The sequence below is a fragment of the uncultured Streptococcus sp. genome (assembly GCF_905372115.1).
Classification (GTDB): domain Bacteria; phylum Bacillota; class Bacilli; order Lactobacillales; family Streptococcaceae; genus Streptococcus.
Genome location: NZ_CAJPNR010000007.1, coordinates 54090 through 68451 on the forward strand (window position 1 = coordinate 54090; position 14362 = coordinate 68451).

Annotated in this window: 15 protein-coding genes and 1 pseudogene; 13 read left to right on the plus strand and 3 right to left on the minus strand. The window is 43.4% G+C overall.

Annotated features, from left to right (window positions below; genetic code table 11):
• The first annotated feature begins 8 nt into the window (after nt 1-8).
• The 6 genes from QZ169_RS03745 to QZ169_RS03770 all read left to right on the plus strand — a co-directional run bounded on the left by QZ169_RS03745 (nt 9) and on the right by QZ169_RS03770 (nt 6533).
• Entirely contained in the window at nt 9-608 is a 600-nt protein-coding gene (locus QZ169_RS03745; RefSeq protein ID WP_002920904.1) for a hypothetical protein, read from the plus strand.
• A gap of 90 nt (nt 609-698) precedes the next feature.
• Nucleotides 699-1559, plus strand: a complete 861-nt coding sequence (locus QZ169_RS03750; protein ID WP_295504983.1) for a GNAT family N-acetyltransferase — start codon at nt 699-701, stop codon at nt 1557-1559.
• Nucleotides 1560-1623: 64 nt separating this feature from the next.
• The gene (locus tag QZ169_RS03755; protein WP_295504984.1) at nt 1624-2256 is read left to right on the plus strand and encodes a copper homeostasis protein CutC; all 633 of its coding nucleotides are present in this window, start codon (nt 1624-1626) and stop codon (nt 2254-2256) included.
• Nucleotides 2257-2290: 34 nt separating this feature from the next.
• Nucleotides 2291-2962 (plus strand): MmcQ/YjbR family DNA-binding protein, encoded by a 672-nt coding sequence (locus QZ169_RS03760; protein WP_295504985.1) that lies wholly within the window; start codon nt 2291-2293, stop codon nt 2960-2962.
• A gap of 87 nt (nt 2963-3049) precedes the next feature.
• Nucleotides 3050-4792: an ABC transporter ATP-binding protein gene (locus QZ169_RS03765; protein WP_295504986.1), complete on the plus strand. Its 1743-nt coding sequence runs from the start codon at nt 3050-3052 to the stop codon at nt 4790-4792.
• A gap of 1 nt (nt 4793) precedes the next feature.
• On the plus strand, nt 4794-6533 hold the full coding sequence (locus QZ169_RS03770) for an ABC transporter ATP-binding protein (protein WP_295504987.1): 1740 nt from the start codon (nt 4794-4796) through the stop codon (nt 6531-6533).
• Between the two features lie 49 nt (nt 6534-6582).
• Here the strand turns inward: QZ169_RS03770 and QZ169_RS03775 are convergent, their stop codons facing one another.
• Nucleotides 6583-7902, minus strand: coding sequence for a PLP-dependent aminotransferase family protein (locus tag QZ169_RS03775; protein WP_295504988.1), 1320 nt, complete (start codon nt 7900-7902; stop codon nt 6583-6585).
• A gap of 39 nt (nt 7903-7941) precedes the next feature.
• Here QZ169_RS03775 and QZ169_RS03780 point away from each other — a divergent pair, with 39 nt between their 5' ends.
• Both QZ169_RS03780 and QZ169_RS03785 read left to right on the plus strand, forming a co-directional pair.
• Nucleotides 7942-8808 carry a pyridoxamine kinase gene (locus tag QZ169_RS03780; RefSeq protein ID WP_295504989.1) on the plus strand — a complete coding sequence of 289 codons (867 nt, stop codon included), beginning with the start codon at nt 7942-7944 and terminating at the stop codon, nt 8806-8808.
• Complete coding sequence (locus QZ169_RS03785; RefSeq protein ID WP_295504990.1) at nt 8789-9388, plus strand: ECF transporter S component; 600 nt, start codon at nt 8789-8791, stop codon at nt 9386-9388. The genes QZ169_RS03780 and QZ169_RS03785 overlap by 20 nt, the downstream gene beginning before the upstream one ends.
• 30 nt (nt 9389-9418) lie before the next feature.
• Here the strand turns inward: QZ169_RS03785 and QZ169_RS03790 are convergent, their stop codons facing one another.
• Both QZ169_RS03790 and QZ169_RS03795 read right to left on the minus strand, forming a co-directional pair.
• Complete coding sequence (locus QZ169_RS03790) at nt 9419-10066, minus strand: hemolysin III family protein (protein ID WP_185756455.1); 648 nt, start codon at nt 10064-10066, stop codon at nt 9419-9421.
• Nucleotides 10050-10511, minus strand: a complete 462-nt coding sequence (locus QZ169_RS03795) for a DUF1836 domain-containing protein (protein ID WP_295504991.1) — start codon at nt 10509-10511, stop codon at nt 10050-10052. The genes QZ169_RS03790 and QZ169_RS03795 overlap by 17 nt, the downstream gene beginning before the upstream one ends.
• A 129-nt stretch (nt 10512-10640) precedes the next feature.
• Between QZ169_RS03795 and QZ169_RS03800 the strand changes: the two genes are divergently transcribed.
• The 5 genes and pseudogenes from QZ169_RS03800 to QZ169_RS03820 all read left to right on the plus strand — a co-directional run bounded on the left by QZ169_RS03800 (nt 10641) and on the right by QZ169_RS03820 (nt 14208).
• Nucleotides 10641-11225 (plus strand): VanZ family protein, encoded by a 585-nt coding sequence (locus QZ169_RS03800; RefSeq protein ID WP_295504992.1) that lies wholly within the window; start codon nt 10641-10643, stop codon nt 11223-11225.
• Between the two features lie 16 nt (nt 11226-11241).
• Entirely contained in the window at nt 11242-11970 is a 729-nt protein-coding gene (yaaA, locus tag QZ169_RS03805) for a peroxide stress protein YaaA (protein WP_295504993.1), read from the plus strand.
• Between the two features lie 9 nt (nt 11971-11979).
• Nucleotides 11980-12242 (plus strand): annotated as a pseudogene (locus QZ169_RS03810) (TIGR04197 family type VII secretion effector).
• Complete coding sequence (locus QZ169_RS03815; protein WP_295504994.1) at nt 12242-12601, plus strand: hypothetical protein; 360 nt, start codon at nt 12242-12244, stop codon at nt 12599-12601. Before QZ169_RS03810 ends, QZ169_RS03815 begins: the two are co-directional and overlap by 1 nt.
• On the plus strand, nt 12592-14208 hold the full coding sequence (locus tag QZ169_RS03820; protein ID WP_295504995.1) for an ATP-binding protein: 1617 nt from the start codon (nt 12592-12594) through the stop codon (nt 14206-14208). The genes QZ169_RS03815 and QZ169_RS03820 overlap by 10 nt, the downstream gene beginning before the upstream one ends.
• Nucleotides 14209-14362 lie beyond the last annotated feature (154 nt).

Below are 14362 nucleotides of genomic sequence, written 5' to 3' on the forward strand. Positions count from 1 at the left end.
ATACAAACATGAAAATGGTAAAAAGAGTAGTGGGAATTGCTTTGGTGCTGTTGCTTGCAGCGGTGCTATTTCTGGTTCCTGCATCTGTTAATCAAAGTGAACAATTAAAGAATGTTCAAGGCAGTGCTTCTTGGATGAGTATTATTGAGCCGGCTTTGAGCAATGCCAATGTAACGGCTCAGGGAGTTAGCACAGAGGTTTCTCTCAATAGCGTCCAGCTTAATCAGGTGCTCAAGTCTTCTCTGACTGACTCTGAGAATCAGGAGCTGCTGAACAGTGTTTACAGCATTGAAGGCAATAAGCTACGCATTCAGTATCCAGTCAAACTGCTCTTTATTGACAGTAAGCTGGACCTAGAGGTGGATGTGACGGTGAGAGATAATGTCTTGCATATCACAATTGATAGTGCTAAGCTGGGCTCTCTTCCTATCCCTAAATCTTGGGTGACAGGCATGCTGAAGCAACAAATGCAGGCCTCTAATTCATCTATCACAACAGAAGGAGATAGTTTCCTTCTAGCTCTGCCGCAGAGTCAATTCAGCATTAACAAAATCAGCTTCCAGAACGGAGCTGCTAAAATCCAGTTCAGCATGGGTTATGGAATCTAAAAAAGAAAACTTCATTTGAGGAAGAAGTCTTCCGAATCAAATGGAGTTTTTATACTATTATTTGAGCAGTAGCATTGTGAGGGAGAAAAGATGCCCATTCCTAATATCCAGCAAGAGGAGCTGATTGTTATTGATGACAATCTGCGTTTGCGGGCCTATGATGGCCAGTTTGAGTTAGCCTTAGATTGGTACCAAGATCCAGATACGATTTATATGATCGATGGCAGAAGAGACCCCTATCCGCCAGAGCGAGTTCAAAGGATGTATGAATATCTTGCCAAGCAAGGTGAAGTGTATTTTATTGAGGTTTGGGAGCAGGAGTGCTGGCTGGCCATTGGGGATGTGACCTTTTGGCAAGATGATTTGCCCATTGTCATTGGAAATGCGGACTATCGGGGGAAAGGCATTGGTAAAAAAGTGCTTTCTGCTTTGATACAGCGCGCACGCAATCTAGGCTATCAGAAAATAACAGTTCAAGAAATTTATGATTTCAATCGGCCCTCTCGCAGTTTGTTTGAGTCGCTTGGTTTCTATCCAACTCATGCTAGGGAGAAAGGCAGATCCTATACACTTGATTTGACTTTGCCCATAGCGCAGATTCAGCCCAGTCAGTCCTACCTTTCACGGGAAAAGCTGGACAGGATTTGTATTGATTTTGACCAACAAGAACTTGAAGCTTTACCTGTCAAGCGCATGGATGGCAAAATTTTCTTTACTGATGGACATAGCAGAGCCTTTAAGGCTTATCAGGCTGGCCTCTCTCATATTCCCATCTATTATGATAGGGACGATCTTAACTGGGATTTTTATCAATACTGTGTTCAAGCTTGTCAAGAAAGAGGCATCTTCTCGATAGCTGATTTACAGAACCGCATCTTGTCCAAGGAAGACTATCAGACCAAATGGCTTGATTGGTGTAAGAGAGAAGCTGGAAAATTTGATAAGAGCTGATATTGCGAAGTTCTTGTGTTATAATAGATAGAGGAAATCAATATATTAAATCAGAGGTGAGATGATGCTTTATGAATTTTGTGCGGAAAATGTAACCTTGTTAGAAAAGGCTATGAAGGCGGGAGCGCAACGGATTGAGCTCTGTGATAATTTGGCTGTCGGTGGCACGACACCCAGCTATGGCGTAATTCAAGCAGCAGTTGACTTAGCCAAGCTTTATGGTGCGACTGTGATGACCATGATTCGGCCACGAGGCGGTGATTTTGTTTACTCAGATCTTGAAATTGAGATTATGCTGACAGATATCCAAAAAGCCAAGGAAGCTGGCAGTCAGGGAGTCGTTTTTGGTGTCTTGACGGAGAAGAACGAAATAGATGTTCCGAAGATGCAGCGCCTGCTGGAGGCTTGCAAGGGACTGGAAGTAGTTTTTCACATGGCTTTTGATGCGATACCAGCTGAATACCAGTTTGGCGAAATGGATTGGCTAATTGAGAACGGTGTCCAGCGAATTTTGACCCACGGAGGATCTGCCAGTGAGCCAATTGAGGAGCATTTTGCTTGGCTGGATGAGTTAATCGAGCATGCTGCTGATCGGATTGATATCATGCCGGGTGGTGGCATTCATCTGGGAAATCGTCAGAAAATTATAGACAGTCTGGCAGTAGAACAGCTGCATGGAACTAAAATTGTATTTTAAGGAGGGGTAAGCTGCGCTAGCAGCGGCTAAGTAGATGTTGGAACTATTTGAAAAATACAAGGCTAATCCAGATAAGCTTCAGACTCACGGTTTTAAGGAGTCTGATGGAGCTTATCATTTCTCGCAGAAGATTATGAAGGGTGACTTTCGCTTGGAAGTGACTATCAGAGATGGGAAGCTGGACTATCAGGTTTTTGACTGTGAGACTGATGACGCCTATCTGCAGGTCAAGATGGAGCAGGTGACGGGTGAGTTTGTCGGTCAAGTTCGTGAAGCTTGTCAGGAAGTACTGCTGGCTATCCGTCAGTACTGTTTTGATGAGGTTGGCTTTCTCTATGAGCAGAGTAAGCGACTGCGGGATCATGCGGCTGAGGTTTATCAGGGTCAGATAGAGTATCTCTGGGAGAAGTCTTTCAGAAAGAGCTCGACTAAAGCTGGGGTTTTCCGCCACCAGGACAGTAAGAAATGGTACGGAGCCTTTCTGACCACAGACTGGTCTAAGTTTGAAGCAGAGCGAAGCGGCGCTATTGAGGTGCTGAATGTTAAGAATGACCATGTGGCAGAGCTGATTCAGAAAAAGGGGATTTACCCGGCCTTTCACATGAATAAGAAATATTGGCTCAGCCTGCCCTTAGATGATAGCCTGAGCGATCAGGAAATCTTTGATTTACTGGCGGTTAGTTACCAGCTGACCAGTAAAAAATAGAATCGAAGCACAGCGCTCCAATCCGCTGTGTTTCATTTTTCCTCAAAAAACAGTATAATAAAAAGACCAGTAAGAATAGGAGAAATTATGAACCTCATTAGAAAATTAGCCTGGTTTTTTAAGTTGGAAAAGCGGCGCTATATCATCGGTATATTGGCCTTGTCTTTGGTCAGCGTCTTCAATCTGATACCGCCTAGAGTCATCGGTCAGGTTATTGACCGAATTGCTAGCAAACATCTGACTTCTCAAGAGCTGCTCTTTAATTTGCTGTTGCTGATTGCTTCAGCTTTTATCATGTACGGCCTGCGTTATGTCTGGCGCCTTTACATCTTAGGGACGTCCAATAATCTGGGACGGATTCTGCGCTCTCGATTGTTCGAGCACTTTACTCACATGTCTCCCTCTTTTTATCAGAAATATCGAACAGGGGACTTGATGGCTCATGCTACCAATGATATCAATGCAGTTGTCAGTCTGGCTGGTGGCGGAGTCATGTCAGCTGTGGATGCTTCTATTACAGCCCTGGTGACCCTGCTGACTATGTTTTTCATTTTGGACTGGCGGCTGACCTTGATTGCCATTGTGCCCATGCCCTTCTTGTCATGGGGCACGGGCTTGATTGGCCGAAAAAATCATGAAAGTTTCAAGGCTGCTCAAGAAGCTTTTTCAGATTTGAATAATAAGGTTCAGGAGAGCGTTTCAGGGATTCGAGTGACCAAGTCCTTTGGCTATCAGGAGGCGGAGACTCAGTCTTTTGCCCAGACCAATCAGGAGGTCTACGAAAAAAACGTTTTGGCTGCCAAGTACGATTCTCTTTTTGACCCCTTGGTTTTGCTTTTTATCGGTCTTTCTTATGTTTTGACCTTGATTTTCGGTGGAATTTTCATCTCCCAAGGGCAATTTACCATAGGAGAGTTGGTTACCTTTATCACTTATCTGGATATGCTGGTTTGGCCGCTGCAGGCTACAGGCTATCTTTTTAACATCGGCCAGCGAGGGGCTGTTTCTTATGAGCGGATTGAGAAACTGCTGGCTCAGGAGTCAGATGTCAAGGAAGCTGAACAACCCCTCTCTCATGCGGAAAATGGTCGAATGGACTATGATATTCAGAAGTTTTCTTATGCAGAGGAGACTAGTTTATCGGATATTCATTTTTCCATTGAGCAGGGACAGACACTGGGAATTGTCGGTCAGACAGGCTCAGGGAAGACCACTCTTCTGCGCTTGCTACTGCGGGAGCAGGATATTCAGGAGGGGGCTATCTATCTGAATGGCCATGATATCCGAGAGTACCGCCTCAAAGACTTGCGACGTCTCATCGGCTATGTACCACAGGAACAGATGCTCTTTGCTCTGTCCATTCGGGACAATATTCGCTTTGCAAATCCCCAGCTGACAGATAGTCAGGTTCTAGCTGTCGCTCAACTCTGTGGTGTTTATGAGGACATTCAGGCTATGCCAGAGGGGTTGGATACAGTAGTTGGCGAGCGGGGCTTGTCTCTTTCTGGTGGACAGAAGCAGCGCTTGGCGATGAGTCGGGCTATTATTACCAATCCTGAAATCCTGATTTTGGATGATTCCCTGTCGGCTGTCGATGCTAAGACAGAGCATCTGATTTTAGAAAATCTAAAGTCAGAGCGTGCTGGCAAGACAACCATCATCACAGCTCATCGGCTGTCGGCCTTGGTGCATGCAGACTTGATTTTGGTCATGGAAGAGGGACGAATCAAGGAGCGGGGCACTCACCAAGAGCTACTGGAGCAAGAGGGCTGGTATGCCCAGACATACCATAATCAGCAGCTAGCAGAAAGCTTGAAGGAGGAAGATTAATATGAAAAAGAAAGCAACTTTTCATCGCCTCCTAGGCTATATGTGGCGCTACAGGATAGTGAGCAGCATGGCCTTGAGCTTCATCCTGCTGACGACTCTGGTCACAACAGCATTGCCGCTTCTGGCCCGCTATTTTATTGATCAGTTTATCGGCCGCAATCAAGCCTGGGCTGGCCTGCCTCTCTTGGCTCTTTACTACGGTCTTTTTCTCTTTCGGGTGCTTTTTACTTTCTTAGGTAAGTATTTCTTTGCGCGTGTGGCTCAAAGCGTGGTTCGGGACTTGCGACAGGAAAGTTTTGCCAATATCCAGCGCCTGCAAATGGCTTATTTTGATAAAACGCCTGCAGGTGCTATTGTTTCCCGCCTGACTAATGATACTCAAGCAGTCGCAGATATGTTCAGTGAGATTTTTTCTAATTTTTTGAGCTCTTTGCTGATTCTAGTTGTTACTTTGAGCGCCATGTTTGCCCTCAACTGGCAATTGACCTTGATGATTGCTCTCTTTTTACCTCTGATGGCAGCCTCTATCTTGCTCTATCAGCATCTATCCAATCGTCAGCTCAAGCAGGTCCGGAATAAACTCAGCGATTTGAATGTCAAGCTATCTGAGAGCATTGAAGGGATGCGGATTATTCAGGCATTTGGGCAAGAGAAGCGCTTGCTGCGGGAATTTGAAGAAATCAACGGTCAGCATTTAGGCTTCACCAATCGCTATCTCAATATCAACAGTCTCTTCCTGAGGCCGGCCATGTCCCTGCTGAAAATCTTGGCTTATGGAGTGATTCTGACTTACTTTGGCTTGACTTGGCAAGTGGCGGGTATTACGGCAGGTATTATGTATGCCTTTATCCAGTATGTCAATCAGCTTTTTAATCCTTTGATTGATGTTATGCAGAATTACTCTGTTTTACAGACATCTATGGTTGCTGCGGATCGGGTTTTTGAAATCATGGACCGCACTGACTACGAGCCTGAGCAGGCTAATCTAGACTTGCAAATCCAGGATGGCAGTATTGAATTCAAGCACGTTTCATTTTCTTATGATGGGAAGCGAGATGTTTTGCAGGATATCTCCTTTTCAGTCAAAAAAGGCCAGACAATTGCTTTTGTGGGATCGACTGGCTCTGGCAAATCCTCTATTATCAATCTTTTCCTGCGTTTTTATGAGTTTGAGCGGGGACAGATTTTGATTGATGGCCGTGATATTAAAGACTATAGTCAGGCGGAGCTACGACGAAAGATTGGCCTTGTTTTGCAGGATCCCTTCCTTTATCACGGTACCGTTGCTTCCAATATTCAGCTTTACCAAGAGCAGCTGACGCGTGAAGAGATTATAGAAGCGGCTAAGTTTGTAGATGCTCATGGCTTTATCAGTCAGCTGCCTCAAGGCTATGATGCCCCTGTGACTGAGCGGGGAGCGACATTTTCCAGCGGTCAACGGCAGCTTCTAGCCTTTGCTAGAACCATCGCTACTAAGCCTAAAATCTTAATTTTGGATGAGGCGACAGCCAATATTGATTCGGAGACAGAAGAGCTGATTCAAACCTCACTGAGAAAGATGCGGCAGGGTCGGACAACCATTGCCATTGCCCACCGTCTGTCTACCATTCAGGATGCCGACTGCATCTATGTTTTAGACAAGGGCCGCATTATCAAATCCGGCAGCCACGAAGAATTGTTAGCCCAAGATGGAACCTATAAGAAAATGTATCAACTGCAGGCTGGGATGATGGAGTCTTGAAAAGCCTGATTTTAAATAAAAGGTGTAGAATTCTAAATGAATTCTACACCTATTTTAAATAGTCTTTTAATTTCTCTAGATTTTCTTCTAAGTTATCGTAGTGTAGCTTGGCATATTGGTAAGGGCAGCTAGCAAGGTAGCTTTGTTCAAAGAAGTCAAACGGCAGGCTGCTGTGTTTGAGAGCACTGACGGAAGAAAGTGATCTCAAGTCTAGCAGGACGCCGTCCTTGGTCAGATAGCTGTCTAGCGGCAGCTGAGCTCGCTCTAGCAGTGTCTGCGCCTTTTTTGCTTCCTCTTCCTGAAGCTGCAGCAGCGCTAGCCTATTTTTTTCAAACATGAGACTGTCAATGTAGAGCGATAGGGCCTTCTGCATGATGAGGTTGCTGTCATAGTCCACGGCGCTTTTGTAAGAAATGAAGGTTTTTTGAATCTGGGGCGGAAGGAGCAGGGCGGTGATTCTTAGGGCTGGGAAAAGGCTGGTTGAAAAGGACTTGATGTAGATGACCCGCTGGCTATTATCTAGATAGTGAAAAGTCAGCTCCCGTCGGCTATCAAAGTCTGATAGGTAGTCATCTTCTACAATATAGACATCATAGAGCTGGGCTAGTCGAAGAATCTCTTCCTTGTCCTGCCGACTGTAGGAGTGGCCCAAGGGATAGTGAAAACGCGGAATGGTGTAGAAGAATTTGATCTTTCCGCTTTGAAAAATCTTCTCCAGTTCTTGCAGGTTAATCCCCTGCGGCGTCCTTTCAATGGTTTCAAAAGGAAGTTTTTGTGCTAGCAGAAGATCATTAATCCGATGGTAGGTCGGCTGCTCCACCAGTATACGCTCTTTTTGATTGGGAAATTCAATCTGTGAAAGGATATAGAGGGCCTGCTGGGTGCCAGAAGTCAGTACCAGCTGATCCCTAGAAGCATAGACAGCAGAGTCAAGCATTAGCTTTTGCACGGAGCGACGCAAATCCTCCAGTCCTTCCTGTTGAGGGTAGTAGTTGAAGAGATAATTTTCCCGGCCGATCAGAGTTTCATTTACACAGAGTCGGAAATCCTCGTAGGCTTGGTGGCGGTCATCCCTCACAGGCAGCTCCAAATCCTGCTTTTCTTCCTGAGCATTCTCCAGCACATAGTAGCCGCTTTTGGGAACGGCATAGATGTATTTCTGATATTTGAGCTCAATCAGAGCCTTCTGCGCAGTATCCTTACTGCAGTGGTATCGCTCTGCCAGCTTCCGGACAGAAGGGATTTTCTGACCAGTTGCCAGTTTTCCCTCTTTAATATCCTTAGTAATCTTATCAACGATGCGTTGGTATTTTGCTTTAACCATAAAACTGTCCCCATACAGATTTGATTTTTTCATATTGTAACTCATTTTCAGATATTTTACAATAGAGAGCAAGTAGGAGGAGTCATGAAAACAAAAACAGTCATTCTGGCCACAGATATTTCTGGCTTAGGGAAGGTTGCTGCAACAGCTGCCCTGCCACTCTTTGCAATTTGCCAGCTAGAGGTGGCCCTCTTGCCAACCATGATTTTATCTTCCCATACAGGCGGTTTTTCAGACATCTATATGGATGATTACACGCATGGGATGCTTTCTTTTTTGAAACAATGGCAGAGCATGGAGTTCGACTTTTCAGCTCTGGTAACAGGATATTTGAAGTCTGACATACAGGTGGAACATTTGCTGCGCTTTAAAGAGGAAAAAGGTTTGCCCCTTATCGTGGATCCTATCATGGGGGACAAGGGGACTTTTTATCAGGGATTTTCAGATGCCCATCTAGACCATATGCGTCGCCTCTGCCAATATGCCGATTTGGTTCTGCCTAATTTGACGGAAGCCTGTTTGTTGTTAGAAGAATCCTACGAAGAGAGTTTATCAGAAGATAGATGGGAGGACTACTGCAAGCGTTTGGCTGAGTTAGGATCGAGCAAGGTCTTGTTGACTGGCTTGTCAATGAAAGAAAACCAGATTGGTGTGGCCTATTTTGATGCAGCAATAGAAGAGTTTAACCTCTTTTCTAGTCCATCTCTGCCCCAGCAATTTTTTGGAACGGGTGATATATTGACGACACTTGTAGCTGCGGCTTTTGTTCAGGGAATCGATATCAAGCAAGCCCTGTCTGTGATTTTGAAGTTTATTGAAAAGAGCTTGGCACTTAGCTTTAAAGAGCAAGTAGATCCAAAGAAGGGCGTTTTTTACCAGCCCTATCTAGGAGAGCTTTTCGCTGATTTTCAAGCCTTAATGGAGGAAAAAGATGAAGAAACAAACACTTGATTTGCAAACCTTAACCATGATTAGTTTATTTGCTGCTTTGATTTTTCTGAGCATTCAGTTTTTTAAAATTCCTGTCGGAGCTCAGTTTATTCACTTTGGAAATGCACTAGTGGTAGTGGGCTGTCTGATTTTTGGCAGTAAACTAGGTTTTTTAGCGGCTGCTATTGGATTGGGAATATTTGACTTGCTAAATGGTTACGCAGCGGAAATCCCAGTCATCTTGCTAGAAGCACTTGCAGTAGCCGTGGTGATTCATTTTCTGTATGAAGGACTCTTTCAGAGAAAGGATAAACTAAGAAATATTCTTGTGACAGCAGTAGCCGCAGCTTTGGTGAAGATTGTGCTTAATATCCTCAAGTACACTCTGACAGGAACACTGTTTGGCGGGAGTAGTTTACCAGCAGCCTTTTTGCTGGCAGTAGCTAAGATTACTGGTACATTTGGCTCCAGTCTAGCGACAGTCATCGCCGTCCCAATCTTATATCCAATCTTTCAGCAAGTCAGAAAAACTCACAAGCACAGAAGGCCTCTGAAAAGCAGGGATGAATCAACAATCAGCATAAAAAAAGAAACCGTCTGAGAATCCTCAGATGGTTTTTGTGTTTTTCTCTTACATAAAATAAACGATAGCAAGGTATTGTAGGGCAGAAGCCGCTAGAATGAAAAGATGCCAAATCATGTGAAAGTAGGGCTTCTTTTGAGCATAGAAGCCAGCTCCTACAGTATAGCAGAGGCCACCAGCCAGCATGAGTCCCCAGAAGGTAGGTCCAGTTTGACCGATAATCTGCGGAATGATGAAGACAACCAGCCAGCCCATAATCAAATAGAGAGCCAAGCTGAATTTTTCATTGACCTTCTTAGCGAAAATCTTATAGAGAATGCCGAAGATGGTCGTGCCCCACTGGATAGCAATGATGAGATAGCCAAACCAGTTATTCATCAGTGACAGCACGACTGGCGTGTAGCTGCCAGCGATGGCGATGTAAATCATGGAGTGGTCGATAATGCGCAAGATATACTTGTGGGTCGAGCCATAGGACATAGAGTGGTAGACAGTTGAAGATAGGAACATGAGAAAGAGGCTGATGACAAAGATAGAAGTTCCGACAGCGGCCACCAACCCGTGCCCTTCATAGCTATAAATAGCTGAGATAGGCAGCAGAATCAGCATCAGAACAGCCCCTACCGCATGGGTAACAGCGTTGGCAATTTCTTCACCGAAGGATAGTTTTTTACTGAGTTTAAGCGCGTAGTTCAAGATTTTCTTCCTCCTCATTTGGTACTTGGATTAGGGATAAGGTCTTTTGATAGAGTTTGACCGTCTGGCAGGCAGTGGAAATGATGGGTGCTACCTCTAGTTTATTGCCATTCATGTAGTCAACGAAGTCATCATAAAGCTCTCGCGAATCGGCTTCTTTATGCAGCATATTTAAAGTAGCCGAGATTTCCTGGATAGAAAAGACCGTTTTTAAGGTTGTAATGGCAATCAAGCGAGCTACTTGGCGGCGTTGATATTTTTTCTTGACCGGCTTGGCAATATAGCCGTGCTTGACATAGTTGTTAATCATAGAAGCGGTCAGTCCCTTGTCAGCGGCTGAAATAGAAGAGCCACAGACATTGTTTACATAGAGCAGAACTTGGTCTAAATATAGATCTAGTTCTGGTATTTCGTCCCACTTGGGAAAAACTTGTTGAGCGTTCAAATCTTTATCACTTTCTTATCTAGTCTTTATAACTAGATGATAACATCTCTGCAAATCAAAGTCAAGCAAAAAATAGAATGTCCCATTAAAATTTGATATAATTTTAAAAAGAAGAAAGGGAGGTTTCAGATGAAAAAACAAACAATCTTTGATATGGCAGCCTTCCTAGGTAGTCTGATTTTTTGGTCTTGGCTCTATATGCGCTTTTTTTATGCCTACGTAGCCGTCGTCTTTTACAAGAATCAGCCAGAGTGGAATCTGTTGATACCAGCTTCTATCATCCTGACTCTGACAGCGATTAGCTCACTTTTCATTCGTGGCCTCTACAGTCGGCATATTCCCCGCTGGCTGGTGCTAGCTAGTTACGCCCTTTATTTTATCATTTTGTTTTATGCTCTCTTTTTGAAAAATATCGGTAAACAGGGCTTCAGTCTAGATCTGCAGTCTTTTACCTATAATTGGATTTATGGAGATAAGCTGGTACCCACCATGAATATCATTATGTTCATTCCGCTGGGCTTTCTCTGCAAGCTGTCATGGAAACATGTGGCTTGTTTTACCTTGGCTATTAGTATGGTTGAGGGGAGCCAGTATCTCTTTCACCTGGGCATTTTTGACTTGGGTGATATCTTGACCAATCTGCTAGGCTTCATCATCGGCAGCTATCTACTAGAGACAACCTTAGGCAAATGGGTTGTCCGCCATATTCACTAAATGAAAGAAGGAAACTATGAAAATTCTTATCCCAACTGCGAAAGAGTTGAATCTAACTGCGCCATCCGCAATCCCGAATCCACCTTCAGCACAAACTCAGGCTGTGTTGGATGAGTTGGCAACTATGCCAGTAGCTAACTTGGCAACTTTTTATAAAATTTCTCCAGAAAGAGCAGAGGTAGAGTGGCAAGCTATTCAGGCTTTGCGAGAAGGAACTGCGCAGCATGCTCCAGCACTTTATCTTTTTGACGGCCTCATGTACCGCCATATCAAGAGGAAGGACTATACCAAGGAGGAAAGTCAGTATATCGAGAAGCATCTTGCCATCACATCAGCGCTTTACGGAGTCATCCCAGCCCTAGAGCCCATAGCGCCCCATCGCTTGGACTTTATGATGTCGTTTAAGTTAGATGGGAAGAGTCTCAAGGCTTTTTGGAAAGAAGCTTATGACCAAGCTCTGGCAGAAGATGAGGTGATTTTCTCCCTCCTGTCCAGCGAGTTTGAAACAGTCTTTTCTAAGAAAATCCGCCAGCGCATGATAGGATTCAAGTTTCTGGAAGACCGAGGCGGCAAGCTGAAAGTCCATTCGACCATTTCTAAAAAAGCACGTGGCGAGTTTTTAACAGCTCTAATAACTAACCAAGTGACAGAAGTCGAACAGATGAAAAAATTAAGCTTTGCAGGCTTCACTTATCGACCTGATCTATCTAGTGAACAAGAGTTGGTTTATGTCAAGGAAGTGTGAAAAAGGGAAATCAAGTCAAGTGCTATCTCTGCTCGGAACGCTATCAGTGAATTGGTTGGTGTAGATACAAGCAACAAGCAAAATCAACAGCTAGACTTAGCTATGCAAGAGAGAATGCTGGTATGGAGTCTGGCCGTCAGGCATGCAATCAAATGTTGTAGGCTGTCAGTGACTTTAGCGCAGCTGTCCTGACTCAGGCTAATAAATTTCCTGATATAGCTTATAAAATTGAAAAGCGTGATGTAGAGCAGGCGCAACGTTGGAGTAAATGATGATAAAAGATAAAAATCAAGAAAAACGTGAGCAATTACATAAGCAAATCATTCAGCTTGAGAATCAAGAAGAAGATCTTTTAGTTCTCAAAAGGCGTTATGAAGAGAAGGTAATGGATTTTCGTACAGATATTTGGACGATGAATGCCCAAATAGAAAACTTGATAGATCCCGTATCAGAGACTAGTTCTACCAATCGTAAAATATGGGAAGAAAACCAAGCCTTGCAGCAAACAATAGATAGCTACATAGAGCAGGAGTTGGACAATGTTTCCAAACAAACAAGGAAAGTTCAGCAAAAATTAGATGAAAATCGAGAAAAATTGACGAAAGAAAGGAACTCTTTACCATGGGAGTAAAGTACAGTGCATCGGAGTCTTCACAGCTGATGGAGGCCATGTCTAGTAATATTCAAGTGGCCAATGAGGTGACAGATCGATTGTCTCAGGGATGTGACCACCTAATAGCTACCCTAGACTCAGGAGAACTCATGGGAGCTGCCTATACTGCAGGGAAAGGCCTCTTTTCAGAGATTATCGTTCCTGCCATTAAGAAGCTACAGGCTGCAGTGGACGACATTCAAACGGAGTTAAATTCATACAGAACTGCAGATGCTCAGGTAGCTGAGTACGGAAACCTCGACCTGGATCAGCTGAAGAAGACAAAAGAATTGAGAGAGCAGCAGCTAGCATCTGTCAAAAAGGCTATTGAAGCAAAAGAATCATTCTTAGAGCGCATGAAGTCTATTGCTACATTTAATATCGTTTCTCACATGCAGTCTCTGGTGATTCTCTCTAGTGCAGAGTCGCAAATTGAATCACAAATCAAAGAATTGGAAGAGAAGATTGAAAAGCTGGAGTTCTTTGTCGCTCAGGTTTCTCAATATTTCAGCGATAGTCTAGAAGTCCTCCGTCTAGCTATCCAAGGTGCCAGCCAGCTAAGCCAAGTCCTAGTAGACAGCAACGGTAATCACTATGTTGATGGAGTGGACATGAGCTGGGCTATTAAAATGAAGGGGCAGAAGATTGAGACACATCGGTTGGATAAGAATATCCCAGTGACTAAAGCTGAGAAGGAAAAGAAAGTGATTGTGGATGATTTCGTAAACATATATGGATTTGATATTGAAACAGCAAATCTCTTATACCAGTTGCAGCAATCAATTCTTGAAAAAGCTGAAACAAAAGGATGGTCTAAAGAGAGAGTGGTTTATGAATTTAACAGATTGGTTGCCTCGCCAGTCTATGCTGGGGATACAGGACGTGCAGCTTGGTCTGGTTTAGGAGGTGTATTAAAAAACGATAAGTTACGAAAAATATTAAAAGAAGAATATGGTTTCTCAGATGCAGAAGTAAACTTATTTATTAGAAAAATTGAAAAACAACAAGGCTCTTCTCCCAGTAAGAAAGATCTTGCTCATGAAGCCATTCAATTATCGACATTTACAGAACAAGCCTGGACTGATAGAGACTTATCTACGAATGATGGTAGGAGAGAACTGTTGGCTCATGTACTAAGTACCATCGGAAATACTATGAGAATAGACAACATTCCTATTAGTACAGAACATTATGAAAGTTCCTTCAAAGGAGATGTGGATTCAACAAGATATGATGATAATGACTTCACTTCAGATCTAGATGCTATAAATGTTTATGATAGAATATCCAAAAATGGTCAGTATGACGATGTTTTTAAAATTCAAGCAAATTATAACAATGAAATTGCTAGAAATGAAACAAATCGAGTTACCGAGTTTTATCAGACCTTGGGAAATGGCGATAAAGAAAATGGTAGGAACTTTCTTAATTACCTTATTGAAAATCATACAGCAGGTGGCCAATTTATTAAGCACGGGAAAAGATGGGATTTCTTATGGAAACCAGATACGGATGAGCATAAAAAATCAAAAGAAGATTTTTATGATTATTTGAAGCGAGGAGAAGATAAAAATGTCGGTACGTAAAAAAATAATAAGCATCCTACTTTTGATAATAACTGTTTTTGTCATTTGGTTGCTCTTTGGCCCTGATGATAAACCTGAACCAGATTTTTCTTCTGCCAATAAAATTGAATTACTGGCAAGTATTCTCGCAGGTAACAACGAGGATATTATCCGA